General features: G+C 62.4%; 32 protein-coding genes. 15 read left to right on the plus strand and 17 right to left on the minus strand.

The genetic code is table 11. The features are described from left to right. Window positions 1–64 precede the first annotated feature (64 nt). Window positions 65–1,477 (minus strand): aminotransferase-like domain-containing protein, encoded by a 1,413-nt coding sequence (locus tag NKG95_RS15335; protein ID WP_023717382.1) that lies wholly within the window; start codon window positions 1,475–1,477, stop codon window positions 65–67. A gap of 138 nt (window positions 1,478–1,615) precedes the next feature. Here NKG95_RS15335 and NKG95_RS15340 point away from each other — a divergent pair, with 138 nt between their 5' ends. Next, entirely contained in the window at window positions 1,616–1,822 is a 207-nt protein-coding gene (locus NKG95_RS15340) for a DUF1127 domain-containing protein (protein WP_353022699.1), read from the plus strand. An 18-nt stretch (window positions 1,823–1,840) separates the two neighbouring features. On the opposite strand, the gene NKG95_RS15345 is transcribed toward NKG95_RS15340, so the two are convergent. The 7 genes from NKG95_RS15345 to purC are packed head-to-tail and all read right to left on the minus strand — an operon-like array spanning window position 1,841 to window position 5,612. After that, on the minus strand, window positions 1,841–2,482 hold the full coding sequence (locus NKG95_RS15345) for a Pr6Pr family membrane protein (RefSeq protein ID WP_023717384.1): 642 nt from the start codon (window positions 2,480–2,482) through the stop codon (window positions 1,841–1,843). 4 nt (window positions 2,483–2,486) lie between these two features. After that, the gene (locus NKG95_RS15350) at window positions 2,487–2,897 is read right to left on the minus strand and encodes a hypothetical protein (RefSeq protein ID WP_352860923.1); all 411 of its coding nucleotides are present in this window, start codon (window positions 2,895–2,897) and stop codon (window positions 2,487–2,489) included. A gap of 2 nt (window positions 2,898–2,899) precedes the next feature. Next, the gene (locus NKG95_RS15355) at window positions 2,900–3,565 is read right to left on the minus strand and encodes a glutathione S-transferase family protein (protein WP_352817467.1); all 666 of its coding nucleotides are present in this window, start codon (window positions 3,563–3,565) and stop codon (window positions 2,900–2,902) included. A 31-nt stretch (window positions 3,566–3,596) separates the two neighbouring features. Next, window positions 3,597–4,265 (minus strand): phosphoribosylformylglycinamidine synthase subunit PurQ, encoded by a 669-nt coding sequence (gene purQ, locus NKG95_RS15360; protein WP_352817470.1) that lies wholly within the window; start codon window positions 4,263–4,265, stop codon window positions 3,597–3,599. Beyond that, on the minus strand, window positions 4,262–4,516 hold the full coding sequence (locus tag NKG95_RS15365) for a hypothetical protein (RefSeq protein ID WP_353041341.1): 255 nt from the start codon (window positions 4,514–4,516) through the stop codon (window positions 4,262–4,264). Before NKG95_RS15365 ends, purQ begins: the two co-directional genes overlap by 4 nt. Before the next feature lie 18 nt (window positions 4,517–4,534). Then, window positions 4,535–4,777: a phosphoribosylformylglycinamidine synthase subunit PurS gene (purS, locus tag NKG95_RS15370; protein ID WP_353041378.1), complete on the minus strand. Its 243-nt coding sequence runs from the start codon at window positions 4,775–4,777 to the stop codon at window positions 4,535–4,537. A gap of 40 nt (window positions 4,778–4,817) precedes the next feature. Beyond that, window positions 4,818–5,612: a phosphoribosylaminoimidazolesuccinocarboxamide synthase gene (gene purC / locus NKG95_RS15375; protein WP_023674725.1), complete on the minus strand. Its 795-nt coding sequence runs from the start codon at window positions 5,610–5,612 to the stop codon at window positions 4,818–4,820. A 269-nt stretch (window positions 5,613–5,881) separates the two neighbouring features. On the opposite strand from purC, the gene NKG95_RS15380 reads away from it, so the two are divergent. Both NKG95_RS15380 and NKG95_RS15385 read left to right on the plus strand, forming a co-directional pair. Next, a complete protein-coding gene (locus NKG95_RS15380) occupies window positions 5,882–6,202 on the plus strand; it encodes a DUF1476 domain-containing protein (RefSeq protein WP_023674726.1) in 321 nt (106 codons plus the stop codon). A gap of 120 nt (window positions 6,203–6,322) precedes the next feature. Further along, complete coding sequence (locus tag NKG95_RS15385) at window positions 6,323–7,096, plus strand: HpcH/HpaI aldolase family protein (protein WP_353041342.1); 774 nt, start codon at window positions 6,323–6,325, stop codon at window positions 7,094–7,096. On the opposite strand, the gene NKG95_RS15390 is transcribed toward NKG95_RS15385, so the two are convergent. Then, the gene (locus NKG95_RS15390; protein WP_353041379.1) at window positions 7,093–7,641 is read right to left on the minus strand and encodes an RBBP9/YdeN family alpha/beta hydrolase; all 549 of its coding nucleotides are present in this window, start codon (window positions 7,639–7,641) and stop codon (window positions 7,093–7,095) included. The two genes, NKG95_RS15385 and NKG95_RS15390, sit on opposite strands and share 4 nt — an antisense overlap. Before the next feature lie 271 nt (window positions 7,642–7,912). Here NKG95_RS15390 and NKG95_RS15395 point away from each other — a divergent pair, with 271 nt between their 5' ends. After that, window positions 7,913–8,725 (plus strand): VOC family protein, encoded by an 813-nt coding sequence (locus NKG95_RS15395; protein ID WP_023717393.1) that lies wholly within the window; start codon window positions 7,913–7,915, stop codon window positions 8,723–8,725. 1 nt (window position 8,726) lies between these two features. Here NKG95_RS15395 and NKG95_RS15400 read toward each other — a convergent pair whose 3' ends face one another. From NKG95_RS15400 to NKG95_RS15415, 4 genes are read right to left on the minus strand one after another with little or no spacing between them, the layout of a single operon-like run. Continuing rightward, a complete protein-coding gene (locus tag NKG95_RS15400; protein ID WP_023717394.1) occupies window positions 8,727–9,299 on the minus strand; it encodes an RBBP9/YdeN family alpha/beta hydrolase in 573 nt (190 codons plus the stop codon). Next, window positions 9,299–10,606 carry an adenylosuccinate lyase gene (purB, locus tag NKG95_RS15405; protein ID WP_353041343.1) on the minus strand — a complete coding sequence of 436 codons (1,308 nt, stop codon included), beginning with the start codon at window positions 10,604–10,606 and terminating at the stop codon, window positions 9,299–9,301. Before purB ends, NKG95_RS15400 begins: the two co-directional genes overlap by 1 nt. A gap of 59 nt (window positions 10,607–10,665) precedes the next feature. Continuing rightward, window positions 10,666–11,166, minus strand: coding sequence for a hypothetical protein (locus NKG95_RS15410; protein ID WP_031193518.1), 501 nt, complete (start codon window positions 11,164–11,166; stop codon window positions 10,666–10,668). Between the two features lie 11 nt (window positions 11,167–11,177). Beyond that, the gene (locus NKG95_RS15415; RefSeq protein ID WP_353041345.1) at window positions 11,178–11,903 is read right to left on the minus strand and encodes a DUF2259 domain-containing protein; all 726 of its coding nucleotides are present in this window, start codon (window positions 11,901–11,903) and stop codon (window positions 11,178–11,180) included. A 247-nt stretch (window positions 11,904–12,150) separates the two neighbouring features. Here NKG95_RS15415 and NKG95_RS15420 point away from each other — a divergent pair, with 247 nt between their 5' ends. Further along, complete coding sequence (locus NKG95_RS15420) at window positions 12,151–12,405, plus strand: DUF2171 domain-containing protein (protein ID WP_254817658.1); 255 nt, start codon at window positions 12,151–12,153, stop codon at window positions 12,403–12,405. 46 nt (window positions 12,406–12,451) lie between these two features. On the opposite strand, the gene NKG95_RS15425 is transcribed toward NKG95_RS15420, so the two are convergent. Further along, window positions 12,452–13,471 (minus strand): P1 family peptidase, encoded by a 1,020-nt coding sequence (locus NKG95_RS15425; RefSeq protein ID WP_352481167.1) that lies wholly within the window; start codon window positions 13,469–13,471, stop codon window positions 12,452–12,454. Beyond that, window positions 13,471–14,544: a branched-chain amino acid ABC transporter substrate-binding protein gene (locus NKG95_RS15430; RefSeq protein ID WP_353041347.1), complete on the minus strand. Its 1,074-nt coding sequence runs from the start codon at window positions 14,542–14,544 to the stop codon at window positions 13,471–13,473. The genes NKG95_RS15425 and NKG95_RS15430 overlap by 1 nt, the downstream gene beginning before the upstream one ends. A 180-nt stretch (window positions 14,545–14,724) precedes the next feature. Here NKG95_RS15430 and NKG95_RS15435 point away from each other — a divergent pair, with 180 nt between their 5' ends. Genes NKG95_RS15435 through NKG95_RS15465 form a run of 7 tightly spaced genes read left to right on the plus strand, consistent with a single transcriptional unit; the run spans window position 14,725 to window position 21,061 of the window. Beyond that, on the plus strand, window positions 14,725–15,219 hold the full coding sequence (locus NKG95_RS15435) for a flavin reductase (RefSeq protein WP_352587690.1): 495 nt from the start codon (window positions 14,725–14,727) through the stop codon (window positions 15,217–15,219). A 31-nt stretch (window positions 15,220–15,250) separates the two neighbouring features. Further along, a complete protein-coding gene (locus tag NKG95_RS15440; RefSeq protein WP_352495809.1) occupies window positions 15,251–16,180 on the plus strand; it encodes an AAA family ATPase in 930 nt (309 codons plus the stop codon). A 4-nt stretch (window positions 16,181–16,184) separates the two neighbouring features. Continuing rightward, window positions 16,185–17,429, plus strand: a complete 1,245-nt coding sequence (locus NKG95_RS15445; RefSeq protein WP_352481164.1) for a vWA domain-containing protein — start codon at window positions 16,185–16,187, stop codon at window positions 17,427–17,429. Between the two features lie 25 nt (window positions 17,430–17,454). After that, window positions 17,455–17,793 carry an XdhC family protein gene (locus NKG95_RS15450; RefSeq protein ID WP_023717405.1) on the plus strand — a complete coding sequence of 113 codons (339 nt, stop codon included), beginning with the start codon at window positions 17,455–17,457 and terminating at the stop codon, window positions 17,791–17,793. A gap of 6 nt (window positions 17,794–17,799) precedes the next feature. Further along, a complete protein-coding gene (locus NKG95_RS15455) occupies window positions 17,800–18,504 on the plus strand; it encodes an XdhC family protein (protein ID WP_352481162.1) in 705 nt (234 codons plus the stop codon). Further along, the gene (locus NKG95_RS15460) at window positions 18,501–20,111 is read left to right on the plus strand and encodes an NTP transferase domain-containing protein (RefSeq protein WP_353041349.1); all 1,611 of its coding nucleotides are present in this window, start codon (window positions 18,501–18,503) and stop codon (window positions 20,109–20,111) included. The genes NKG95_RS15455 and NKG95_RS15460 overlap by 4 nt, the downstream gene beginning before the upstream one ends. A gap of 32 nt (window positions 20,112–20,143) precedes the next feature. Further along, the gene (locus tag NKG95_RS15465; RefSeq protein ID WP_353041351.1) at window positions 20,144–21,061 is read left to right on the plus strand and encodes an alpha/beta hydrolase; all 918 of its coding nucleotides are present in this window, start codon (window positions 20,144–20,146) and stop codon (window positions 21,059–21,061) included. Here the strand turns inward: NKG95_RS15465 and NKG95_RS15470 are convergent. Next, window positions 21,058–22,095 (minus strand): DUF1176 domain-containing protein, encoded by a 1,038-nt coding sequence (locus NKG95_RS15470; protein ID WP_353041353.1) that lies wholly within the window; start codon window positions 22,093–22,095, stop codon window positions 21,058–21,060. The genes NKG95_RS15465 and NKG95_RS15470 overlap by 4 nt on opposite strands. A 123-nt stretch (window positions 22,096–22,218) precedes the next feature. Between NKG95_RS15470 and NKG95_RS15475 the strand changes: the two genes are divergently transcribed. Beyond that, the gene (locus NKG95_RS15475) at window positions 22,219–22,725 is read left to right on the plus strand and encodes a DUF1993 domain-containing protein (protein WP_353041355.1); all 507 of its coding nucleotides are present in this window, start codon (window positions 22,219–22,221) and stop codon (window positions 22,723–22,725) included. 52 nt (window positions 22,726–22,777) lie between these two features. Here the strand turns inward: NKG95_RS15475 and NKG95_RS15480 are convergent, their stop codons facing one another. After that, window positions 22,778–22,942, minus strand: coding sequence for a hypothetical protein (locus NKG95_RS15480; RefSeq protein WP_353041357.1), 165 nt, complete (start codon window positions 22,940–22,942; stop codon window positions 22,778–22,780). Window positions 22,943–23,327: 385 nt separating this feature from the next. Here NKG95_RS15480 and NKG95_RS15485 point away from each other — a divergent pair, with 385 nt between their 5' ends. Both NKG95_RS15485 and NKG95_RS15490 read left to right on the plus strand, forming a co-directional pair. Then, window positions 23,328–24,395 carry an aldo/keto reductase gene (locus NKG95_RS15485; protein WP_353041359.1) on the plus strand — a complete coding sequence of 356 codons (1,068 nt, stop codon included), beginning with the start codon at window positions 23,328–23,330 and terminating at the stop codon, window positions 24,393–24,395. A gap of 48 nt (window positions 24,396–24,443) precedes the next feature. Further along, entirely contained in the window at window positions 24,444–25,709 is a 1,266-nt protein-coding gene (locus NKG95_RS15490) for a cysteine desulfurase-like protein (protein ID WP_353041361.1), read from the plus strand. The last annotated feature ends 3 nt before the right edge of the window (window positions 25,710–25,712 follow it).

The following is a 25,712-nucleotide window of genomic DNA, read 5'->3' on the forward strand; positions in this document are numbered from 1 at the left end:
GGAAAGCAACAGCTTGCCGCAAGTAGCGGAAGATCGCCACTCGACCCGCCGGTTTCAAGCCGGTTCAGGAAAAGCTGTCGTAGCCGGCGCGGCCTTCGTCCAGAAGCCGCCGGATCACAGCGACGCCGTGCGCAATATCGTCCCGCTGTCGCGGCTGCGAGATGCCAAACCGCACGCCGTGAAAGGCCTGTTCGGAACGCCCCGCCTTGAACTCGTCCTCGTCGTCGATGAGCACGCCATGTTCGAGGCAAGCCTGTTTGAAAGTGCCGGAAAGCCATGGGTCCGGCAAAGTGAGCCAGACGAACGGCACATTATCCAGCGCCTTGAAGTCGAAGCCGTCGAGTGTCTCGCGCACGATCGCGATGCGCGCACCGATCTCGGCAATGCTGCGCTTGCGCATCTCGGCGGCCTGACCGGACAACACCAGCCGGCTGCCCACCTCCGCCAGCAGAAAGGGCAGGCCGCCCGTCATCATCTTATGGGCAACCCGGATGCGGTGACGATAGGCCGGCGGGCAAGCGAGCCAACCGCCGCGAACACCCGCCGCGACCGATTTCGACAGGCCGCCGGCAACGATGGTCCGTTCGGGAGCATATTCGGCCAGTAAAGGCGTCGGGTCGTCGGTCAGTCCGCCATAGAGATCGTCCTCGATCAAGACGACGTTATATTGACGGGCGACATGCGCGATTGCCTCGCGGCGCGATGCCGACAGCGTTGTCAGCGTCGGGTTTTTGGCCGTCGGCATCAAAAACATCATCTTCGGGTGCTTTTGTGCGCAGACGCGCTCGAAATCCTGGGGATCGATGCCCTCGTCGTCAGCCGCCACCAGTGCGGTCCGGCGACCGATCAGGCCGGCGCTGCGGGAGATCTGCGAATAGGTGAGGTGCTCGAAGACGACATAGTCGCCGGGGGCGGTGAGCCCCGCAATTGTTGCCATCACCGCGGCGTGGGTGCCGAGCGTGGGGACAATGGCATCCGCCGCCGGGCGATAGGAATTGCGCGACAGCCAGCGCCTGCCGGCCTCGAACCAGCGGTCCGGGAAATCACGCGTGTAGCTTGAAATCTCATGCGGATGGTCTTGCGCCGTGCGTGTCAACACATCGGCGACGATGGCACCCTGGCCGACATCCGGAGCGGCGGTGCTATCGAAGCGCATCTTGTCGCCGGGCGCATCCATATAGCGCGTGCCTTGTTCGACCGGCTCCAGGAAATCCGGCTTTGCGCTTTCCGACTGCTGAGCGAGAACATAGGTTCCGCGGCCCACCTCGCCGCTGACCAATCCCCGCTCGCGCAGCAATTGATAGGCCCTGCCGACGGTGCCGACGGTCGTGCCGATGTCGTATGCCAGATCGCGCTGCGGCGGCAGCTTTGCCCCTGCACCGATCAGGCCGCGGTCGATGTCCGTCTCGATGGAATCGGCAAGCCGCTGATAGAGCGGGCCGGTACCCGCGGTAAGATCTGGAAGCCAAGTTGTCATGGTGACAATTTTTTACATTGCACCAGGATGTGAGTCAATACATATCAGATCGGCGGCGAGAAGGGTACAATCCGAAGTTTTGGCAGAAAGAAAATGGCTACAATAGAGACAATCCGCCCCGTTAGGGCTGAATTGCAGATGCAGGTGGCGCCTCCGTTAGGCCGGCCAACCTATGTTAGTCGGCTGGTGCGTACGCTCGGATCCTTCGCGAGATGGATTGGCAGGCTAATGGATCGTCGGCGCAGCCGGCTGGTCCTGCTCGAGATGACCGACGACCAGCTCAAGGACATAGGCATTACGCGTTGTGATGCCCATCGTGAGGGCCTCAGGCCGTTCTGGGACTGAGGGTTGAGTCACCGCACTTTAGCGGACGCCCGCCGCCCTGAGCCTCGATACGCCGTGGTCCACAAGCACGGCCACGATACACAGAACCAGAAAAAGCCCGGTGATGGCCAGAGCCGAGACGGCGACGCTGGCCGCCCCGTGTTTGGAGACGTCGAGGAATGGATAGGGTACTTCGCCGACGATCGGCGCCCGCAGCAGCGCGTAGGCCAGATAGGCGATCGGATAGATCATCCACCACGAGATGTCACGCCATCGCGTCGAGCCGTCGGCGCCCGCCACAAGCCACCACAGCACGAACACCACCGGCGTCACATAGTGCAGGAGCACGTCGCAGAGCAGGAACAGCCCTTGCGGCTGCCAAAGCTGCGCCAGGACCGTGGCGTAGATAATGAGGACCAGGCTTATGGCGACGGCTACGCCCGCCCCTATCCGTGGCCCGGCAAAGGCCGGAAACCAGGCATAACCCGTCGACGACAGCAACGAGGCATGGACGAGCACCGCGCCGATGTTGGTCAGGATGGTGAAGAAGCTGAAATAGAAGACCAGCGAGCCGACAAAGCCGCGGCCGGCTTCCATTGATGCCGGGACGGTGATGCAGAGCTGCAGGACGAGCCCGGCCAGGCCGACGACCAGACCGGTGATCTGCAGCAAGCGACCCATTGGGCTAGGCAGCAGCGCCACAGGCCGGATTGCCCGCCTGCCAGCGGGCAATGTCCGAGCCGATGCGGCCGCCGAGCGGTTCCGCCATCAATGGGCCGAACACGTCGACGCGGCTCGAATTGCCTTGCGCCTGCACGACCAGCAACGGCTTTCCGCCATAATGTTTGGCCGGCACCAGCAGGAAGCGCGGCGTGCCGCTGAACGAATTCAGCTCGTTGGCCATCTGATAGGATTTGAAGGCAGGGTCCTTGCTGGCGATCCAGCATTTGTGGGCAGCTATTGCCACCTGCTCCATGGCAAGCAGTGACGCGCTCTTGCCTGCCGGCGCCGGCGTGCTCTTCGGGCTTGACTGGCAGGAGGCGAGTACAAGACCGGCGGCAGCGGCGAGGGCGAGGCTGGCGAGTGTCGATCGCATGGTCAAGCGGCGCCCATCTCGAGTTCTGACAGAAAGATCTTCAGACCGTCTGTCATCTCACCCCAGACGCGCGACAGCGCCGGATGCTGCAAGGCGATTTGCTCATAGGCATCGAATTTCGGATGGGCGTCAAGCAGGTCGGGGCGGCCGATCGTCGCCCTGAAATTGTTGAAGACGAAGCGGGTCGGCGTCAGCCACGCATCGGCGAAGGAGATGTCGTCGCCGAGCGCGAACGGGCCATGCGCCATGCGGGCCTCGATTGCCGCAAGCCCGTGATGCAATCGGGCGAACTGTGCCTTGATGTCCGCCTCGTTGCGCTGCGGCACGAAATAGAGCTCGAACAGCTTCATCGTTGGGGCGAGCACGTCAAGGTCGGTGATGCGGGCGAACATGCGCACCAACGCCCGGTCTTTCGAATCCTTGGGCAGCAGCGCTGGCTCGGGAAAGCGTTCCTCCAGATATTCGGCAATGACCACCGATTCGACGATCGTTTCGCCCGAGCCGGTGATCAGCACTGGAATCCGGTTGAGCGGGGAGATGGAACGAAAGGCTTCGGGGATGGGAAATCCCGGCGGCGGTGCAATGACCTTGAGCGGCACGTTCTTGATGTAGGCCAGCGCCCGCACGATCGACGAATAGGGCGACAGCGGTCGCGAATAGAGTTTCATGACCGTCGCTCCAGGAGGAAAATTGAATGCATCAAGCGGCGATGCCCAGCGCGCTTTCGAACAGCGCCCGGCCGTCGCTGCCGCCATGCGCCGCTTCGATCAGGTTCTCGGGATGCGGCATCAGGCCGAGCACATTGCCACGGCCGTTGACGATGCCGGCAATGTCGTTGATCGAGCCGTTGGGATTGGTGCCTTCGGCGTAGCGGAACACCACCTGGCCTTCGCCTTCGAGGCGGGCCAGCGTTTCGGCATCGGCAAAATAATTGCCGTCATGATGCGCCACCGGCGCGCGGATGACCTGGCCCGGCTGATAGCGGCTGGTGAACATCGAGTTGGCATTGGCGATCTGCAGCTTGACTTGCCGGCAGACGAATTTCAGCGAGGTGTTGCGCATCAATGCACCCGGCAACAGGCCGGCCTCGACCAGGATCTGGAAGCCGTTGCAGACGCCGATGACCGTGACGCCCTTGGCCGCCTTCTCGGCCACAGCCCGCATTACCGGCATGCGCGCGGCAATAGCGCCGCAGCGCAGATAATCGCCAAAGGAAAAGCCGCCGGGAATGGCGATCAGGTCGACGTCGGGAATTTCAGTGTCGGTCTGCCAGACGGTGACCGGCGGCGTGCCGGAAATCTTGGTCAGCGCCGCGATCATGTCACGGTCGCGATTAAGGCCGGGGAGCAGGACGACGGCTGATTTCATTTTGGTTCGTAGGGCCTCTGGGCTTCCGCGAGTTCGCGCAATTCTAGGCGGCGTTCGATATGTTCGAGACGGTCGTCCTGCCGCGCCAGCACGCCGTAAATATTCTTCACATCGCCCTCGGTGGCGACGAGATGACCACGGATCGAACCCAACTCGGACTTTACCTCGCCAAGTGTCAAATCCATCCTGTCCAGCCGCGGCTGAATGGATTTGAGGACCTCAAAAATCAGGCTTCCATCAATCTCAGCCATCTACCCTCCGGCACAACCTCAGGTAATGGCCACACTATAATTCTCAATCACCGTATTCGCCAGAAGCTTGTCGCACATGGCTTTCAGATCGGCCTCGGCCTTGGCCTTGTCGCCCTCGGCAAGCTCGATATCGAAAACCTTGCCTTGCCGCACCTGACCGACGCCGCCGAAACCCATTCCGGACAGCGCATGCTCGATTGCCTTGCCTTGCGGGTCTAGCACGCCGCTTTTGAGGGTTACGGTAATGCGGGCCTTGATCACGCTGGACATGCTCCTGTTCACCTGTTGAGCGGGCAAGCCATCAGTGCGGCTTGCCTTTGACGCCGTCGGTCGATGCGACGAGCACCGGTCCGGCCGGACGCGGCGGCTCATTCTCGTTCATGATGCCGAGGCGGCGGGCAACTTCCTGATAGGCTTCGACGAGCCCGCCCATGTCGCGGCGGAAGCGGTCCTTGTCGAGCTTATCCTGCGTCGCCACGTCCCACAGCCGGCAGGAGTCCGGCGAGATCTCGTCGGCGACGACGATGCGCATCATGTCGCCTTCGAACAGGCGGCCGCATTCGATCTTGAAGTCGACGAGCTGGATGCCGACACCCATGAACAGGCCGGAAAGGAAGTCGTTGACGCGGATGGCCAGCGCCATGACGTCGTCGATCTCCTGCGGGCTCGCCCAGCCGAAGGCGGTGATGTGCTCTTCCGAGACCATCGGATCGTCGAGCGCATCGGCCTTGTAATAGAATTCGATGATCGAGCGCGGCAGCACGGTGCCTTCCTCGATGCCGAGGCGCTTGGCCAGCGAGCCGGCGGCGACGTTGCGTACCACCACTTCGAGCGGGATGATCTCGACTTCCTTGATCAGCTGCTCGCGCATGTTAAGCCGGCGGATGAAGTGGGTCGGAATGCCCATCCGGTTGAGATGATTGAAGATGTGCTCGGAAATGCGGTTGTTGAGCACGCCTTTGCCATCGACGATTTCATGCTTCTTCTTGTTGAAAGCGGTGGCGTCGTCCTTGAAGAACTGGATCAGCGTGCCAGGCTCCGGTCCCTCATAAAGGATCTTGGCCTTGCCTTCATAAATGCGGCGGCGATTTTTCATCTGATTTTTCTCTGGATTTGCGGGCAGGCGGCAAGCGACCAGTTCCTGTCCGTCTGCCTAAAATAAGATGGCGACGGTGGGGTTCAATGCCGGTGTCTATCCCAATCGCACTGTTTGCTCAATCGGCAAATCCTTTCAATCAACCGCTTTCGGGACCGAAATGCCGCAGCGCAGCAGGCAATGTAGCATATTGACCGGCCGACGCCCTTTTGGTTTGTGCTCCGGCAACACATATTGACCCAACGAATCGGATTTCACGGAGGGATGCCATGAGCAGCATGAAAGACCGCGAAGAGGGCTTCGAGCGCAAATTCGCATTCGACGAGGAACTTCGGTTCAAGGCTGCGGCACGCCGCAATAGAGCGCTCGGCCTGTGGGCTGCCGAAAAGCTCGGCAAATCCGGCGCCGATGCCGACGCTTATGCCAGGGAAGTGGTCGTCAGCGACATAGAGGAAGCCGGCGATCACGACGTTTTCCGCAAGATACGCAAGGATTTCGATGCGGCTGGCATCGACCAGTCGGACCATCAGATCCGCCGCACCATGGATGAATTGATGGCGCAGGCGATCGAGCAGATCAAGAACACCTGATCCTTCCACCGACATCGATCGAATGCTGGACCAATCGACCGCCCGGCCTAACCGGGCGGTTTTTCTTTGCCTTTGCGGTCATTTCCGGCTGAATTGCTGCAAGCAAAGAGGAAATCACCAATGTCCCTGAAGTCACGCCTAGTGGCCGACGAAACGCTGTTCACCGCATGGTCCGGTGTGCCGGATGCCCTGACTGTCGAGATATTGGCCAGACAAGGATTCGACGCGGTTACGCTCGACATGCAGCATGGTGGCCATCACGAGGACAGCGTGCTGCGCGGGCTTGTGCCGGTGCTGGCGGCCAACAAGCCGGCGCTGGTGCGCATCCCGGTCGGCCGCTTCGACATGGCCAGCCGCGCGCTTGACTTCGGCGCCGAGGCGGTGATCGCGCCGATGGTGAATTCAGTGGCGGACGCAAAGCTGTTTGCCGCCGCCATGAAATACCCGCCGCTCGGCGAGCGCTCCTGGGGGCCGACCTATGCCTTTCCGCGCCATGGCAAGGGCGATTATGCCGACTGGCTGCGCGACAGTAACCAGCGCACCATGGCGTTCGCCATGGTCGAAACGCGCGCCGCGCTTGATGCACTCGACGGCATTCTCGACACGCCGGGTATCGACGGGATCTTCCTCGGCCCGTCGGATTTCTCGATCGCCTGGTCGAAGGGAACCACCGTCAGTTCGACGCTGGAGAGCATGATGGAGACCGTCGCCTCGATCGCCCAGCGCACCCGCAAGGCCGGCAAGCATGCGGCGATCTATGTGATGGAACCGGCCATCGCCGGTCGCGTGGTGTCGATGGGTTACCGGCTGCTGGCGATGGGTTCCGAGCATTCGCTGATTTCGCTTGGGGCAAAGACCCTGCTGAGCAGCGTCAGGGATTCGATCGCTTCCTAGAGATCCGTCAGGAATTTCGCGAAGGTCATCGACCCTTCGGGCCAGGGCCCAAAGCCGGAATCCGCGTTGAGATGGCCGGCATCGCCGGCGTCGATGAACAGCGAGCCCCAGGCCGCGGCAATGTCCTCGGCGACGCCGAAGGCGCAAAACGGGTCGTTGCGGCTGGCGATCACCACCGACGGAAATGGCAGCGGGTCGCGCGGATAGGGGCCGAAGGTCATCAGGTGCCTCGGCTTTATCTTGGGATTGGCGACATCGGGCGGCGCCACGAAGAAGGCGCCGGCGACCGGCCGCTCGAACCGAGGCAATGCCTGGATGACCGCGGCGACGCCAAGCGAGTGAGCGACGATGACGACCGGCCGCTCGGCCTCGTTGACCGCCTTGGCGACACCGGCCGTCCAATCCTCGCGCACCGGCTTCGACCATTCCGCCTGTTCGACGCGGCGCGCTGTCGATAGTTTCGACTGCCAGCGGCTCTGCCAATGATCGGGGCCGGAATTGGTGTAGCCCGGCACGATGAGAATATCTGCTTCCCTGACTTTCATGGCGCGCATGTAGCGAGAGGCGCTGTCGGGTGCAACCGGGTATAAACTCAACAGCGACACGCAAACGGCCTCTCACGAGCCCGGTTCTGCTCGCAATTGTGAACACCATGTTCGCTTCTTGCACTCTTGTGTGAACGATCGCGATCGACGATCTGTCGCCGGGAAAGAATGGCTGTTCCGAGATTTTGGCACGGACACGGCGTAGAATGATTGATGGCGCCGGGTTCTTCTGTTGGAAGCTTGTCGAGCGCCGCCTGAACGGAGCACTTTGATGAGCGAACTGCCTTTTGCCGCGACGACCCCGGTCAGCGTTGCCCGCGTCGGCTTGCGGGCGCGCCATGCAGAAAATCTCGCTGCCTACTATCGCAAAGTCGTCGGTTTGCAGGAACTGAGCCGCTCCGGCGGCACGATCACGCTCGGCGCAGTCAATCGTCCTTTGCTCGACATCGAAGCGGATCCGGCTGCGAAACCGGATGACCCGCGCAGCGCTGGTCTTTTCCACACCGCCTTCCTACTACCCAGTCGGGCCGATCTCGGCCGCTGGATCAATCACGCCATCGCCGGCAAGATTGGCATCGAGGGCGCGTCCGATCATCTGGTCAGCGAGGCGCTTTATCTGACCGACCCGGAAGGCAACGGCATCGAGATCTATGCCGACCGCCGTCCGCAGGACTGGAAATGGAACGGCGACAAGATCGCGATGGCGACGGAGCGGCTGAACATCCCTTCGGTGGTTGCCGAAGTGCCGGCCGGCGACACCGGCTGGCAGGGCGCGCCGGAAAACAGCATTATCGGCCACGTCCATTTGCGGGTCGGCAGGCCGGAAGAAGCCGAAGCATGGTGGCACCAGGAGTTCGGTTTCGACACGGTGGCAAAATATGGTGGCGCGGCGGTGTTCCTGTCGTCCGGCGGCTATCATCACCACATTGGCGCAAATGCGTGGCAGAGCCCGGGTGCCGGTCGCCGAGATCCCTCCCGCTCCGGCCTGGCCTGGGTCGAGATGCGTTCGGACAATGCCGCGAGCGACACTACCCGCGAGGATCCGTGGGGCACAGTGATAAGGACGGTTCCCGGTAAGGCGTAGGCTAGAGGTTAGCCTTCTCGAGTAAGCGTCCTAGCATCAGCAGGCCCGCTGGCCATACGCCCAGGCGGGCCTCGTTTCCCATATGGCCGAGATCGCCGGCATCGGCGATATCCGCGCCCCAGGCTGCGGCAAAAGCGGTCGCCTTGTCGAAGGTGACGCGCGGGTCGCTGCGGCTCGCCACCACCAATGCCGGGAAGGGCAGGCGCTTCAGCGGCATCGGCGCGAACGGGCGCACCGCGTCGAATGAGGGATCGGTATCCTCGACATTGGTCGCGGCGACCAGGAACGCCGCCGCGACCTTGTCGAGCTGGCTTTGACTGGCCCCGGAAGCCCACTTCACCGCCGTCGCCACTGCCAGCGAATGTGCAAGCAGCACGATGCGGCGCGGTGCGGCGGCCACCGCAGCATCCACCTGGCCGATCCAGTCTTCAGGCTTCGGCCGGTCCCACTCTGCCTGCAGCACGCGGCTCGAATTGGGGAGCACCCTGCACCAATGCGACATCCAATGATCCGGTCCGGAATTGCCGCGGCCGGGCAGGGCAAGAAAATCGAAATCTCCGGCCGCCGAAATCATCAGGCTTCTCCGAACACTCGGCTGAAGATCGTGTCGACATGCTTGGTATGATAGCCCAAGTCGAATTTCTCGCGGATCTCGGCCTCAGGCAGGGCTGCAACAACGTCCTTGTCGGCCAAAAGTTCCTCAAGGAAATCAGCGCCTTGCTCCCACACCTTCATGGCATTGCGCTGCACCAGCCGGTAGGCTTCCTCACGCGAAATGCCGGCTTGCGTCAGCGCCAGCAGCACGCGCTGCGAATGCACGAGGCCGCGGAACTTGTTCATGTTCTTCAGCATGTTGTCGGGGTAGACTAGCAGTTTGTCGATGACGCTGGTCAGCCGTGACAGCGCGAAATCGAGCGTCACCGTCGCGTCGGGCCCGATCATGCGCTCGACCGACGAGTGCGAGATGTCGCGCTCGTGCCACAGCGCCACATTCTCCATTGCCGGCAGCGCGAAGGAGCGCACCATGCGAGCAAGGCCGGTGAGGTTCTCGGTCAGCACCGGGTTGCGCTTGTGCGGCATCGCCGACGAGCCCTTTTGTCCGGGCGAAAAATACTCCTCCGCCTCCAGTACCTCGGTGCGCTGCAGATGGCGCATCTCGATCGCCAGCCGCTCGATCGACGAGGCGATGACGCCGAGCGTGGCGAAGAACATCGCATGGCGGTCGCGCGGGATCACCTGCGTCGACACCGGCTCGGGCTTCAGCCCAAGTTTCTTGGCCACGTATTCTTCGACATAAGGGTCGATATTGGCGAAGGTGCCGACCGCACCCGAGATGGCGCAGGTGGCGATGTCCTCGCGTGCGTGCACCAGCCTCTCGCGGCAACGCGAGAATTCGGCATAGGCCTGCGCCAGCTTGATGCCGAAAGTGGTCGGCTCGGCATGGATGCCGTGGCTGCGGCCGATGGTAATCGTGTCCTTGTGCTCGAAGGCGCGGCGCTTGAGCGCCGCAAGCAGCCCGTCAATGTCGGCCAGGAGGATGTCGCTGGCCCGGGTGAGCTGCACGGCAAAACAGGTGTCGAGAACGTCGGAGGATGTCATGCCCTGATGGATGAAGCGGGCATCCGGCCCGACGAATTCGGCAAGATGGGTGAGAAAGGCGATGACGTCGTGCTTGGTGAGGCGTTCGATCTCGTCGATGGCTTCGACATCGAATTTCGCCGCCCCGCCTTTCTCCCAAATGGTCTTGGCGGCCTCCTTCGGGATGACGCCGAGCTCGGCCAATGCGTCGCAGGCGTAGGCCTCGATCTCGAACCAGATGCGGAACCGGGTTTCGGGCGACCAGATGGCCACCATTTCCGGCCGGGAGTAGCGAGGGATCATCAGTCGGTCCTGACTTGCAAGAGCATTTGCCCGCGTCCTAACAGAGGCAAGCAAAATGCTCAACGTTGCTGGCGCGCAAACCAGACACTGGCGACAGCCAGCGCAATGAAACCGAGCGGAAAATACAGCCGGATGCCGAGGACGACGAACTGGTAGAGCGCCGTCAACATCGTGAACACGAACTGGAAAACCCAGGTGATGGTGAGCGCGGGCGCATGCCATTGGACATAGTAGGAGCGGTATTGCAGCCCAAAGAGGCCGCCGGTGAAGGCGATAGTCACGGTGAGAAGGCAGACGAAGGCGGCAGCGAGGGCGATCTCCCAGTTGCGTCCGAGGGAGACGAGTCGCGCCAGAAACAGCCCAACCGGGAAGGCCAGCGCGCCGCCGGCAGCATAAAGCAGCGAGACGAAGCGGACCTTCGCCGGGGTCTCCCAATCGTACAGCTGCAGATTGAGCAGCGCGCTGGCGCCCATCGCCATGGCCCACAACAAGGCACCGACAAAAGCGGTGCGCAGCGGCGGCAAGGAGCGGCGGAGACGGCGCAGAGCGCGATAGCGCATGGCGGGGAACGTCACAGGCGACCGGTTACCGCGATCCAGCGATAGTCCGGCCCTTCGAAGCCGTATTGGCGCACCGCGATCAGCACGGCATAGGCGCTGAGGCTATCCAGCGAAAATGTCTGGACCGCGCCGATCTGGTACCCATTCGGACAGCCTCTGCTTTGCGGGATCGATTTGTCCTCGTGAATAATCCTCGTCAGGCCGCCGTCTCTCGCTTCGATGCGCAGCAGGCGAAAGCCATTGATCTCGCCCTGGCTCTGGCAGCGTTCGGTGTCGTTCATGCCGATCTGGTCGAGCCGGAACTCGAGCGGTTCGTCGACCGGCGAAAAGATCGGGCGCGGATTGACCACCATGCGGAAGCGGTCGGCAGAAAGCTCGGTCACCGGGTTGAAGCCGGCGGTGATGCCGCGATTTGCCGTGAGTTCCGCCTGACTGACGATCGCTTCGCCCTTTTGCCGGGCCTGCAGCCGCGCTGCGTCCACGGTGGCATTCTCGTGGTCGAGCCGGATACGGATCGGCGAGCCCTTGAGAAAATTGTCGTCGGCCGTGTTGATGTAATAGCGGTTGGCATACGGGAATCCCGATCCTTCCTGGACGCCATATTCTTCGAAGGCGAAGATGCCGCCGTCACGGCTGAAGCCGAGGATCTCAAGCTCGGCGACATCGCCTGCGTAGGCGGCGACCAAAGTTGCAAGCTGGGCGAACAGGCAGACGGCAAACAGGGCAAGATTTCGCATGGGGCTTTCCGTTCAGGCAGTCGACGTCGTTAAATTCCCTATCACGATGCTGTCAAAAGATCGTGCTAACTGAAACACGAAGTCGATGCATCCAATCCGGCTGTCGTTTGTTATTGTCGGCAGCTTCACCGCATCGTGCCTTCCTAAAATCAGAATCGATTTTCGTAAGGCACGATGCATTGATTCAAAATGTTTAGAGCATCCTTTGCGCGTCCAAAGGACGCGCGGCGCCCTAAGGGAGACCCCCATGACCGATGCAGCCAAGATCCGCGAACGTATGGAAGTGATCGGCGCCGACGGCGTCCATGTCGGCACCGTCGACAAGGTCGACGGGGATCGCATCAAGCTGACCAAGCGCGACAGCGGCGAGGGCGCTCACAGGGGCCATCACCACTTCATTCCTCTCAGCCTCGTCGCCGAGGTCGAGGGCCAGAAGGTGCGCCTGTCGGCAAACTCGGATGTTGCGGTCACGTTCGAGGAAGAAAAATCCGACCCCACCTGATCATAGTCCAGTCTGACTACTGCTCACCGAATGAGCGTCGGCGCGTTCAGCGCGACGACCAGACCGGGAAGAGATCGCCCTCGGCCGGCGTCGCGGCAAAGACGCCGCGGCTGATGGCGCGCGCCATCGTCGCGCCGGCAGCTGCGTAGAGATCGATTGCATCGTTGGGCCCGAGCTCGATGCCGCTCTTGCCCGTTGCCAGCGCGAAGACCAGATCGCCGTCGGCGGGCGTGTGCGTCGGCCAAATGGCACGGACAAAGCCGTCATGCGCTGATATCGCCAGGCGTTTGGCGGCGGCCTTGGTGAGGACCGCATCAGTGGCGATCACGGCGATGGTCGTGTTGGCGCCGGTTTCCGCCTGCTCTGCGGCATGCTTGTCACGGAACTTCAGCAGGATCTTTCTGGCACCGTCAGGCATCGGGTGAGGATAGCCTAAGCCGCCGAACTCGTCGCCGATCTCGAACGGTGCCGCCCAGAAATGGCGGGTCCCGGCGACCGTCACCGAGCCGGTCGGGTTGACGGCGGCGAGCGCGCCGATGGTGACGCCGCTGTCCAGCATTGTCGAGGCCGAGCCGAGCCCGCCCTTCAGACCGGAGCTCAGCGCGCCGGCACCCGCGCCGGCGGTGCCGAGCGCAAAGTCTATCGCGGCGGCTTGCGCGGCTTCGTAGCCGAGGTCGCGGTAAGGCGGATACCGGCCCCAATCCTTGTCGCCGCCATTGCGCAGGTCGAACAGGATCGCCGCCGGCACGATCGGCACGCGAAAGCCGCCGACCTCGACGCCGATGCCTCTTTCGCGCAATGCCGCCTGTACCCCCGACGCGGCGTCGAGGCCAAAGGCCGAACCGCCCGAAAGCACCACGGCGTGGATGGCATGGATTGAATTGTGCGGCTCGAGCAGGTCGGTTTCGCGGGTGCCCGGCGCACCGCCCAGGATTTGCACGCCGGCCACGGCCGGTTCGTCGCAGATGACGGTGGTCACACCGGATTTCAGCTTGGCATTCGCCGCATTGCCAACCCGCAAGCCGGCAACGTCGGTGATGAGATTGCGCGGACCGGTATGGAACATTATTGGCTCTCCGCCCGCACGAAACGGCCGCCGTCGAAACGGTAGGCGCGATAAGGATTTTGCGTCAGGTCGCCTTTCTCGTCAAAGCGGATCGGCCCGATCGCCGTAGTGAAGTCATGTCCAGTAAGCAGGTCAGCCAGGCTTTTGCCGGAGGTTTCGGAAGCCGCAAAGGCCTCGCGGGCGATCTCGACCGCGGCATAGGCGGGCAGCGTATAACCATCTGGCACGATGTTTTGTGCGGCAAAGCTTTGCAGCACCTTGGGGTCGGCGACGTCAACCCATTCGGGCGGCGCGATCATTAGCGTGCCGACGGCGTAAGGCACGTCGCCGAGCGGCGCGCGCAGCGCTTCACCGCCGGCAAACACCATGCCGGTATCGAGCTGGCCGGCGTCGCGGCCCATAATGGCGACATCATCGCCGTCACCGCCGGCAAAGACATGCGTTGCGCCGGCTTTCTTCAGTCGGCCGATCAGGCCGATCTGGTTGTCGAGCTGCGGCCGGAACGTGTCGACGAACACTGGCTTCAATGCCGCCTGCTCGGCGGCAGACCGAAACGTCTCGGCCATTTCGCGGCCATAGATCGTGCCATCGTCGACGATAGCGAACAGCTCGTTCTGCCATAGGCGGGTGAGGGTGGCGGCGACGGCATTGCGCTCGTCGTCGCCGCGCGGCCCGAGACGATAGATCGGCCATCCCGTCTTGGCGCGCCGGTCGGTCAGGCTTTCCGTGCGCACGCCGACGGTGATCACCGGGATGTCGGCATCCTTGAGGATCGGCAGAGCCGCCTCGATTGCGTCGGTGCACAGAAAACCGATGACGACCTTGACCTTGGCCGCGGCGAATTCCCACGCGGCGGCAACGCCGCCAGCGGCCGTGCAGGCGTCATCGATCGTCCTGATCTCGGTATCACTCGCTTCAGCCGCCATTGTCGCGCCTGCCTCGATCTGTTTGCCGAGGATCGCCGACGGCCCCGACAAAGGCGCCGCGACGCCGATCAGCAGCGTCTCGGCACTCGCACTACCGGCGAGCGAGAGCCAGGCCAGCACCGCTATCGTGGTTGTCCAAGGTCGCATGCGAGCGAAGAATTCCTCCGCGCCGATCGCGTGTTTTGCCGGCGCCAATGCCGTCAAGACCTAAAGGCTGGCCAGCTTTGGCGCAACACGCGAATTCGGGATATAGCTCAAGCACTTCGCTTGTGGCATGCAATATGCGGTCATATATAACGGCTGGTTCTGACTAACGGAAAATCATCGGTGCTGAAGAAGAATGAAATCGGGCCGCAGGCCTACCGCGACGCTATGGCCCATTTTGCCGGCCATGTGCATGTGGTCACCACGGATGGCCCGGCCGGCAAGCGTGGCGCGACGGTGATCGCGGCCTGCTCGGTGTCGGACACACCGCCGACCATCCTGGTCTGCCTCAATCGTGAAAATCCCAAGAACGAGCCGTTTGTGAAAAACGGCAAATTTGCCCTGAACACGCTGGCTTCGGATCAGGAGCCGCTGTCGATCGGCTTTTCCGGCATCACCGGCCTGCCGGTCGAGGAGCGTTTCGCATTGGCCGAATGGGACGTCATCTCGACCGGTGCGCCGACGTTGAAGGGCGCGCTCGCCGTCTTCGACTGCGAGCTGATCGACACCAAGGATCTGGCCACACATCGTGTGCTTTTTGGCAAGGTGACAGGCCTGCGCATCGGCGATAATTTGCGGCCGCTGATCTATCACGACCGCAGCTACCACGCTCTGTAGAGGCTTTGATGGCCGCGTCCACGGAGATCAAATGACCGAGCTGAAATCGCGCCCCGTGCCGCGGACCATCGACGAGACGCTCGATCTGTTGACCGGTGCGGATTATGTGGCGGACCGGTCGCTGGCGACTGTGCTGTTTTTGTCGCTGCGCATGAAGCGTCCGCTGTTCCTTGAGGGTGAGGCCGGCGTCGGCAAGACCGAGATCGCCAAGGTGCTGGCCGAGGCCCTTGGCCGTAGGCTGATCCGCCTGCAATGCTATGAAGGGCTCGATGTCTCGTCTGCCGTCTACGAGTGGAACTACGCCGCGCAGATGATCGAAATCCGCATGGAGGAGGCGGCCGGCAAGGTCGACCGCTCCGACATGGAACGCAACGTCTTTTCCGAAAAGTATCTGATCCGCCGCCCGGTGCTCGATGCGCTGACTGGCAAGGCGGGCGCCGCACCGGTGTTCCTGATCGACGAACTCGACCGCACCGACGAGGCCTTCGAGGCATTCCTGCTCGAAATCCTTTCCGATTTCCAGGTGACGGTGCCCGAACTCGGCACCATCAAGGCGGAGGAGCCGCCGATCGTCATCATCACCACCAACCGCACGCGCGAAATCCACGACGCGCTGAAGCGGCGCTGCCTTTATCACTGGGTCGATTATCCCAATGCCGAGCGCGAGCTTGAGATCGTCCGCCGAAAGGTGCCGCAGGCCAACAGCCGGCTTTCGGCCGAGGTCGTTTCATTCATCCAGAAGCTGCGTCAGATCGAGCTGTTCAAGGTGCCCGGCGTCGCCGAGACCATCGACTGGGCCGGCGCGCTGACCGAACTCGACAAGGTGGCGTTGGACCCTGAGACGGTTTCCGACACGATTGGCGTGCTGCTGAAATACCAGGACGATATTGCCCGCATCGGTGAGGGCGAAGGCCGGCGCATCCTCAACGAGGTCAAGGCCGAGCTGTCGGCGGCGGAGTAGGGCGATGCCGCGTGCGGAACCCAAAGAGGCAACGGCGGACGGGCGGATCGCCGACAACGTCGTCTATTTCTCCCGCACCTTGCGCAAGGCCGGTATGCGTGTCGGACCGGCCTCGGTCAAAGACGCCATCGAGGCAGTGCTCGCTGCCGGCATCGGCTCGCGTGACGATTTCTACTGGACGCTGCACGCCGTGCTGGTCTCGAGGCACGAAGATCACGCCACCTTCGACGAGACCTTCCGGCTGTTCTGGAAGTCGCACGAGCTGATCGAAAAGATGCTGGCGATCTTTTCGCCGATCGCTCCCGACAACAAAGGGAAGCAAAAACCCCGCGCGGCCGAGAACCGCGTCAGCCAGGCGATGTTCGAGGGTCACCAGAAGAACCAGCCGGCGCAGGAAGTTCCCGAGATCGAGGTCGACGCGCGCTTCACCTTCTCCGGCAACGAGGTGCTGAGAGGCAAGGATTTTGCCCAGATGAACGCCGCCGAGATGGCCGACGCCAAGATAGCGATCGCCCAGTTGCGGCTGCCCTTCGACATGGTTCGGACGCGGCGTTTCAAAGCCGATGCGCATGGCCGCCGTATTGATCCGCGCGCCATGATGCGCTCGGCTGCGCGCACCGGCGGCGAGTTGATCCTGCCTAAATTCCGCTCGCCCCGCGAAGTCCATCCGCCGCTGGTGGTGCTTGCCGACATTTCCGGTTCTATGAGCCAGTACACGCGGATCTTCCTGCATTTCCTGCATGCGCTGACGGAAAAGCGCCGGCGCGTGCACGCCTTCGTCTTCGGCACCAGGCTTACCAATCTGACCCGTCAGATGCGGCATCGCGATCCCGATGCCGCACTCGCCGACTGTTCTGCCGCGGTAAAGGACTGGTCGGGCGGCACGCGCATCGGCGATACGCTGGCAGAATTCAACCGTTTTTGGTCGCGCCGCGTGCTGGGGCAAGGCGCGGTGGTACTGCTGATCACCGATGGGCTGGAGCGCGACGAGGTCGCCGGCCTGTCGGAGGAAATGGAACGGCTGCATAAATCCTGCCGGCGGCTGATCTGGCTGAACCCGCTGCTGCGCTTCGACGGCTTCGAGGCGCGCGCCCGCGGCGTCAGGGCGATGCTGCCGCATGTCGACGAATTCCGTTCGGTGCACAATCTCGACGCGCTCGCCGATCTCTGTGCGTCGCTGGACAAGAATTCGGTGCGTTCGGTCGACCCGCGCCGGTGGATCCAGGCTGGCGCGAAGCGCGTCGCATAACCACATGTCTCCCAGGGAGAAAATCATGGAACACAGTGTCTATCTCGATGAAGCCCGCGACCCGCTGATCATCGCGGAGGGCTGGATGAAGGACGGCAAGGACGTCGCCATTGCCACCGTGGTCGAAACCTGGGGTTCGGCACCGCGGCCGGTCGGTAGCCATCTGGTCATCGACACCGAAGGCAATTTCCATGGCTCCGTTTCGGGCGGCTGCGTCGAAGGCGCAGTGGTGACCGAAGCAATCGACGTCATCGATAGCGGCAAGGCGAAGATGCTGGAGTTCGGGGTCGCCGATGAGACTGCGTGGCAGGTCGGCCTGTCCTGTGGCGGCCGCATCAAGGTCTATGTCGAAAGATTGGGCTGATTGTCGATGGATCCTTACGCGCTGAAGACACTCAACGCCGAACGTCGTGCCCGCCGCGCGGCGATTTTGGTAACCGATCTTGGTGACGGCCGCGACCGTATCGTGCGCGAGGGCGACCAGGTTGCCGGCGAACTCGGGGCAGCCATCGCCAAGGCATTCCGCACCGGCAATTCCGGGTCGGTCGAAGCTGAGGGACGGGCCTTCTTCCTCAACGCACATCTGCCGCAGCCACGCCTGGTGGTGATCGGCGCCGTCCACATCAGCCAGGCGCTTGCACCGATGGCCAGGATCGCCGGCTATCCCGTCGAGATCATCGATCCGCGCACGGCGTTTGCCACGTCCGACCGCTTTCCCGACATCGCGCTGCATGCCGAATGGCCGGAGGATGTCCTGAAGCGTCAGCCGCTCGACGGCTATACCGCGCTGGCTGCCCTCACTCATGATCCGAAGATCGACGATTTCGCGCTGAAGGCGGCGCTCGACGCCAACTGCTTCTATGTCGGGGCGCTTGGCAGTCGCAAGACCCATGCGAAACGCGTCGAACGCTTGCTGGCCTTGGGCGCGACCGCCGACCAGATCGCCCGCATTCATGCACCGATCGGCCTCGACATTGGGGCTGCCAGCCCGGCCGAGATCGCCGTCGCGGTGTTGGCGCAAGCGATCCACGCCTTTCGCTCTCGCGGCCTCGAATCCAAAGGCGCGGTCGCGTGAAATTTGGTCCCGTTCCGATCGATGCGGCCGAAGGGGCAGTGCTGGCGCACGCCACCACAGCCGGAGAGCGCCGCTTCCGCAAGGCGCACAGGCTAAGCGCCGAGGATGTGTCCCTGTTGAAGGCCTCCGGGATTTCCGAGGTCGTCGCGGCGGTGTTGGCGCCCGATGATCTCAGCGAGGATGCCGCGGCCGAAAAGCTCGCCGCATATATGATCCATCGCAACATCGAGGCGAAGCGCGCTGCGACCGGCAGGGTCAACCTCCACGCGCAGGCTGCCGGCATATTCACCGTCGACGCGGCGATGATCGACGCCATCAATGCCGTCGATCCGACGATTACCATCGCCACGCTGGCGCAGCATGCGCCGGTCGAAAAAGGTCAGATGGTTGCGACGGTGAAAATCATTCCGTTTGCGGTCGCCTTCGCTTTGGTCGATGCGGTGGCAAGGATCTGCGCCGAGGGCGAGATTTTTGCGGTCAACGCCTATCAGCCGGTGCGCGTCGGCGTCATCCAGACGGTGCTGCCCGGCATCAAGCCGAGCGTGCTCGACAAGACGCTGCGCGTCACCGAAGCGCGCCTGGCGCGTTCGGGCAGCAGGCTGACGACGGAGCGTCGAACCCCGCATGAGGTCAGCCCCGTCGCCGAGGCTGCCGCCTCGCTGATCCGCGACAACGATATGGTGGTGATCTTCGGCGCCTCGGCGATGGCCGATTTCGGCGACGTCGTGCCCGCCGCTATCAAAAGGGCAGGCGGCACCGTCATTCGCGCCGGCATGCCGGTCGATCCCGGCAATCTGCTGGTGCTCGGCAATCTAGGCGGCAAGCGCATCATCGGTGCGCCCGGTTGCGCCCGTAGTCCCAAGGAGAACGGCTTCGACTGGGTGCTCGACCGGCTGATTGCTGGTCTCGACGTGACCGCCAGGGATATTGCCGGCATGGGCGTTGGCGGGCTGCTGATGGAAATTCCGACGCGGCCGCAGCCGCGCGAGCCGCTGCCGGCCAAAGCAAAACCAAGGGTCGAGACGGTGCTTCTGGCGGCCGGCCGCTCCAGCCGCATGGGCGGGCCGAACAAGCTTTTGGCGCTGTTCGACGGCAAGCCCCTGGTCCGCCGCACCGCCGAACGCGCGGTCGGTTCGAAAGCCGCGGCCACCATCGTCGTCACCGGCCACGAGCGCGAGCGCGTGCGCAGCGCACTGTCGGGCATGGATGTGACCTTCGCCGACAATCCGGATTTCGCCGAGGGTCTGTCTTCGTCGCTGAAGGCAGGCATCGCCAAGGTTTCTGGCGACGCCGCCGGCGCCCTGATCGTCCTCGGCGATATGCCCGGCGTCGCCTCGGCCGACCTCGACAGGCTGATCGAGGCGTTCCGCAAGTCCGAAGGGCGATCGGTGGTGCGCGCCTCTCATGATGGCCGGCGCGGCAACCCGGTGCTGCTGCCGCGCTCGCTGTTCGCCGCGATCGCTCACCTCGAAGGCGATACCGGTGCCCGTCATCTGGTCGAGGCCGAAGGCCTCGACGTCATCGATGTCGAGATCGGCGAAGGGGCGGCCGTCGATGTCGACACGCGCGAGGCGCTGGAAAGCGCCGGCGGCGTGCTGCAGGATTGACAAACCGAAGCCGAAAAACGCATGGCTGCGGGATGGCCTTTCGTTCCTGCTTCCGGTTCCGCTTGCCCCCCTCTGGCCTCCCAGCCCTGCTGATCGCGATTCTTTTGTGGCTCTCTTGTGCCGCCTACGCAAACGCTCTCGAACTCAAACCCTTCAAGGATGATCTGTTCGCCTATCCGGCGACGCTCTCATCCGAAAACAACGGCGCCTATACGGTCATCGACTATCGTGAGCTGCGCGACATCAACGCCCGTGACGAAGTGCCTGAGCGTCGTGTGCACGCGCAATACACCGATACCGGCGTGCGCAAGGTGCAGCAGGATCTGTTGCTGAAGACCGACGCTGGAGATGTCCGCCACATTGCCGTCGGCAAAGTCGGGGGCGCCAGCATCATCGTGCTTTACCTGCACGGGCAGGGCGGCAGCCGTAAGCAGGGCACCGACGACTTCACCTTCGGCGGCAATTTCAACCGCATCAAGAACCTGATGGCCGGCAATGGCGGCCTCTATCTGTCGCCGGATTTTTCCGACTTCGGCGACACCGGTGCCGCCCAGATCGCTGCGTTGATCGGCCACTATGCCGAGCAGTCGCCGGGCGCAAAAATCTTCGTCGCCTGTGGCTCGATGGGCGGTTCGTTATGCTGGAAGCTGGCCGATCGCAAGGACACCGGCGGGCGCATCGACGGGCTGCTGCTGCTCGGCTCGCTGTGGGATGAGAGTTTCTTCTCAAGCCCCGCATTCAAGCGTCGTGTGCCGGTCTTCTTCGGCCAGGGTAGCAAGGACCCGGTGTTTCCAATCGAGAAACAGGAAGGCTTCTTCCGATCGATCCTAGCCAAATCGAGAACCTATCCGACCCGCTTCGTCCGTTTTGAAACTGGCACGCATGGCACGCCAATCCGCATGACCGACTGGCGGGGTACACTCAACTGGATGTTATCGAAGGCCCCCTAGGGCGCGGTGTTGTAGTCGACGACCGTCTGCGGATTTTCCTCGCCGTCGTAAGACGCGTCGACGTCGTACTGGACCAGGGAAAAATCGCCGTTGCGAAACAGATATGTCCCCGATGAAGAGGCATCGCCGATGCCACGCCATTTGTTGAACGTAGCGATCGTCTTGGTCTCTTCGTCGTAATCGGAATTGGTTGCCCAGCCGGAGGTCTGGAAGCCAACTATGGTCATGCCCAGCAGTTTGCCTTCGCTGTCGTTGTTTTCGTAGCGAATGTCCATTTCGGGTTCGGCGAACTGCAATTGCCTGACGCCGAGCACGTCGTCGCTCATGTAATAAATAGAGCTTTCGTTATAGGCCGCGGCCGAGCAGGAGAAGTGGAAAAGCCGCGTTTCCCTTTCGGGATCACTGGCAGCCGCATCCTTGTCTTTATACTGGATCGAGAAAATGTCCGGCTCGGTGCTCAGAAACTCCTTGTCACATTGGTCGCCATAGGTGGCGCCAAACGCCTTTTTGGCCTGCTCAAGCGCCGCGTCCTTCTTCGGCGGCGGCGGTCCTTCGCCGCAGCTTGCCGGCACGGCATCTTCGAAATCGGCCCTTGACGGTTTCAGCGCACCCTTGTCGATGAAGATCGGGCGAAATGGCGGTTCCTGGATCGAGGCGTTGATCTGTCGCAGCGTATAGCAGCCGGCAAAGACATTTTGGCTGCCGTCCTTGGCTGTCGCCCGGATGGCGACCGGAACGCTGTAGTAGATACTGCCGGCGGCCCCGTCTTCGGATACGCCACCGGTTTTGACTTCGACCGTGTCCGTGCCGTCATAGCCTTTGACGAAGGAATTGAAATCCTTGGCCGGCTTGGTGTCGCCGAAATAGTCCCAGGCGCGCGCGAATTCGTGCCGGCTGATGGCACTATAAAGCGACCGGATGACCGCTTCGGCATTCGACCTGTCGTCGATATAAGGCGCGTCTGCGGCGAGCGCCGATTGGCCGGCAACGGCAAGAGAGATAAAAGCGGCCGTTGCGAAAAGGGCGCGTCTCATCGGGAACCTCCACTCGATGAAAAATCCTATCATATCGATTGCGGCGACGTGGTGACGCTTGAACAATCACGTGCGAAAGCGCTACCTCTCGCCGTCGGCAGTCGGGCCGCGTGGAGATTTCTTGTGACCATATCACTGTATGAAGCATCCGTGCCGGTATTTTCGGCGAGGCTGAAGGCACTGGCCAACGTCCTGAGCATTGCCGAGCAAAATGCGGCTGACCGGAAGATCGATCCGCAGGTGTATCTCACGGCGAGGCTGGCGCCGGACATGTTCGCCCTGACCAGGCAGGTACAGATTGCCACCGATCACGCCAAGGGCGCGCCGTCGCGGCTGGCCGGGCGTGAGGTGCCAAAATACGAGGACAATGAGGCGAGCTTCGCCGATCTGCAGGCGCGCATAACCAAGACGCTCGATCTACTCGCCACATTCTCGTCGGCCGAATTCGATGGTTCAGATGGCAGGATGGTCGAACTGAGGCTTGCGGGGCGCGAGGTTTCGATGCCGGGAATGCAGTATCTGCTGCATGCCGCCATGCCCAATTTCTATTTCCACCTGACCACTGCCTATGACATCCTGCGTCACAACGGCGTGCCGTTGGGCAAGTCGATCTTTCTCGGATTGCGTTGAGATTCGCTCAGGAGATATCCCGGCCGCGCCGGGATATCTCCTGGTGCACTGTTTAGCGCAAGGACATTTCCCGGGCGATGCGTGGGAAATCGGCCGGCTTGACGCCGATATCGGTGCGATCGGCATTGCTCATCGAATGGAGTAGCGCCAGTGCCGCGCGATAGCGCAGCTGTTCCCGCGGACGCGGACGGGCGAACATTTCAGTGAAGAATCCCATGGTTCAAGCCCCTCTATTGAAACCTCCACGGCCTCCAATATAGGCAGATCATGACGATTGTGCAGTGCAGCATTCGCATGGCAGCCATGCTGCCCCGATCTTTTTTGACATAATTCGGCTGGTCCGGCGAAACTTCTGCGGCACTTCGACCGTATGCGTCAGTGCCGGCATTTGGCCGGTTTTTCCTCGCCATTCCTGGCGAACTTCCGGACTGCATGTACATGCAGTCCGGCTTTTATTGGCCGTGGAGATAAACCCCGTTCGCCGGCATCCTGGGAAAGTCGCCTGGCCTGCCGGCGGCGGGCTTGGAAGCGGCCGGCGCTTTCCTGTATGCTGTTGCTTCCTCCTCGCGCAGCCGCGCAAAAATTCCCACCGGAGAACCTCCATGCACAAACGCCGCCTCGGCCAGACCGATCTTTTCGTGTCGCAGATCTGCCTCGGCTCGATGACCTGGGGCCAGCAGAACACCGAGGCGGACGGTCACGCTCAGATGGATTTGGCGTTTGCGCGCGGCGTCAATTTCATCGACACCGCCGAACTCTATCCGATCCCGCCCAAGGCCGAGACGCAGGGCCGCACCGAGACAATCATCGGCAACTGGATGAAGGAGAAGCGCAATCGCGGCCAGGTGATCATCGCCTCGAAAGTGGTTGGCCGCACCGCCAACACCTGGTTTCGCGGCGACCGCCCGTCGAAGCTGGTGCGCGCCGACATCTTCGACGCTATTGATAAGTCACTCGCCAGGCTCAACACCGATCACATCGATCTCTACCAGATCCATTGGCCGGAACGCGACGTGCCGTGGGGCGCCAATCCGAACCGCATCGGCGCCGTGCCGCGACGCTCCGATGCCGTCGGCGTGCCGGAGGGCGAGACGCCGATCGCCGAGACGCTTGGTGTGTTCGACGAGCTGGTGAAGGCCGGCAAGATCCGCCACTTCGGCCTGTCGAACGAGAATTCCTGGGGCGTCATGCGTTTCATTGCCGAAGCCGACAAGGGCCTCGGCCCGCGCGTCGTCTCGTTGCAGAACGCCTATAATTTCGTCAACCGCACCTTCGAGGTGAACCTTGCCGAAGTCTGCGAGCGCGAGCAGGTGTCGCTGCTTGCCTATTCGCCGCTGGCGCAAGGCTATTTGACCGGCAAATACGATCATGGCGCGCGGCCGCAGGGCTCGCGCTCGCAGTTGTTCAACCGCGGCCAGCGCTACGAGACGCCGAATGCTGCCGAGGTGCAGCTCGAATACAACCGGTTGGCGCGCACCTTCGGCATGGAACCGGCCCTGTTTGCCAATGCCTATGTCTCGAACCGGCCCTTGGTCACCTCGAACATCATCGGTGCCACCACGATTTCGCAACTTGAAATGGCGTTGTCTTCCGCCAACGTGGTCTGGACCGAGGACATGCAGAAAGCCATCGATGCGATCCACCAGCGCGTCGGCAATCCGTGCCCTTGATGCGTCGAGGCGTGATCGTCCGATAGCCATAGGGGGAGGGGAACAGCCATGGACTTCCGGATCGACGGGGTGCGCGCAAAATTTCCGGCTTTGTCGCTGAGCGACAATGGCCGCAGGCGCATCTATCTAGACAATCCTGCCGGCACGCAGGTGCCGCAGGCGGTGGCGGACGCGGTGTCACGCTGCTTGCTGACCACCAATGCCAATCTCGGTGGCTTCTTCGAGACCACCGTTGCAGCACAAGAAATCGTCGACAACGCTCATCTGGCGATGACCGATTTCCTCGGTGCGGCAAGCCCGCGGGAAATTATCATCGGCGCCAACATGACGACGCTGACCTACCACATGTCGCGAACGCTTGGTCGCACAATGAAGCCCGGGGACGAGATCATCCTCACCCGCATGGACCATGAGGGCAACGTCTCGCCCTGGCTGCAACTGGCTGAGGACCTTGGCCTTGTCGTGCGCTGGCTGCCTTTCGACCAGCAGAGCTGGCAGATCGACGAGGCGGCGCTTGCCGCGTTGCTTTCCGAGAGGACGCGGCTCGTTGCGCTCAACTATGCCAGCAATCTCACCGGGTCGATCAACCGGGTGAAGGCATTGACCGGCATTGCCAGGCAGGCCGGTGCGCTGGTCTACATCGATGCCGTGCAGTTTGCCCCGCATGGCCTGATCGACGTCAGGGATATCGGCTGCGATTTCCTGATCTGCTCGGCCTATAAATTCTTCGGCCCGCATATGGGGATTTTATGGGGCAGGCTGGACGTCATCGATGCGCTGAAGCCGTACAAATGCCGTTGCTCGTCCAATGCCCTGCCGGAGCGCTTCGAGCTCGGCACGCCGCAAATTGAATTGATGGCCGGCCTGTCGGCTGCGGTCGATTATTTTGCCGAGCTGGGCGCGGCAGCCGGCGAGCAGGCATCGCGCCGTCAGAAAATCGCCAAGGCCTTCGAAGCGTCGATCGCTTACGAGAACCCTCTCGCGCAACGGCTGATCGACGGTCTGTCGGATATTGCCGGCCTGACCATCCACGGCATCACCGATCCGAAGCGGATCAATGAGCGCGTGCCGACGGTGTCCTTCACTGTCGAAGGCATCGTGCCGGAGACGATCGTGCGGCAGATGAATGCGGAAAACATCTTCCTGTGGTCCGGCCACAACTACGCCTGGGAGATCGTGCACCAGCTCGGCATTCCGGCCGAGCAGGGCGTCGTGCGCATCGGCATCGCTCATTACAACACTTCAGCCGAGATCGACGAGACGCTGGAGAGTGTGCACCGCGTTGTCGCCATGCTGAGGCAGGAACGATCCTGAGCG

Origin of the sequence: Mesorhizobium sp. M1423 (assembly GCF_040317575.1) — a bacterium.
Lineage (GTDB): Bacteria > Pseudomonadota > Alphaproteobacteria > Rhizobiales > Rhizobiaceae > Mesorhizobium.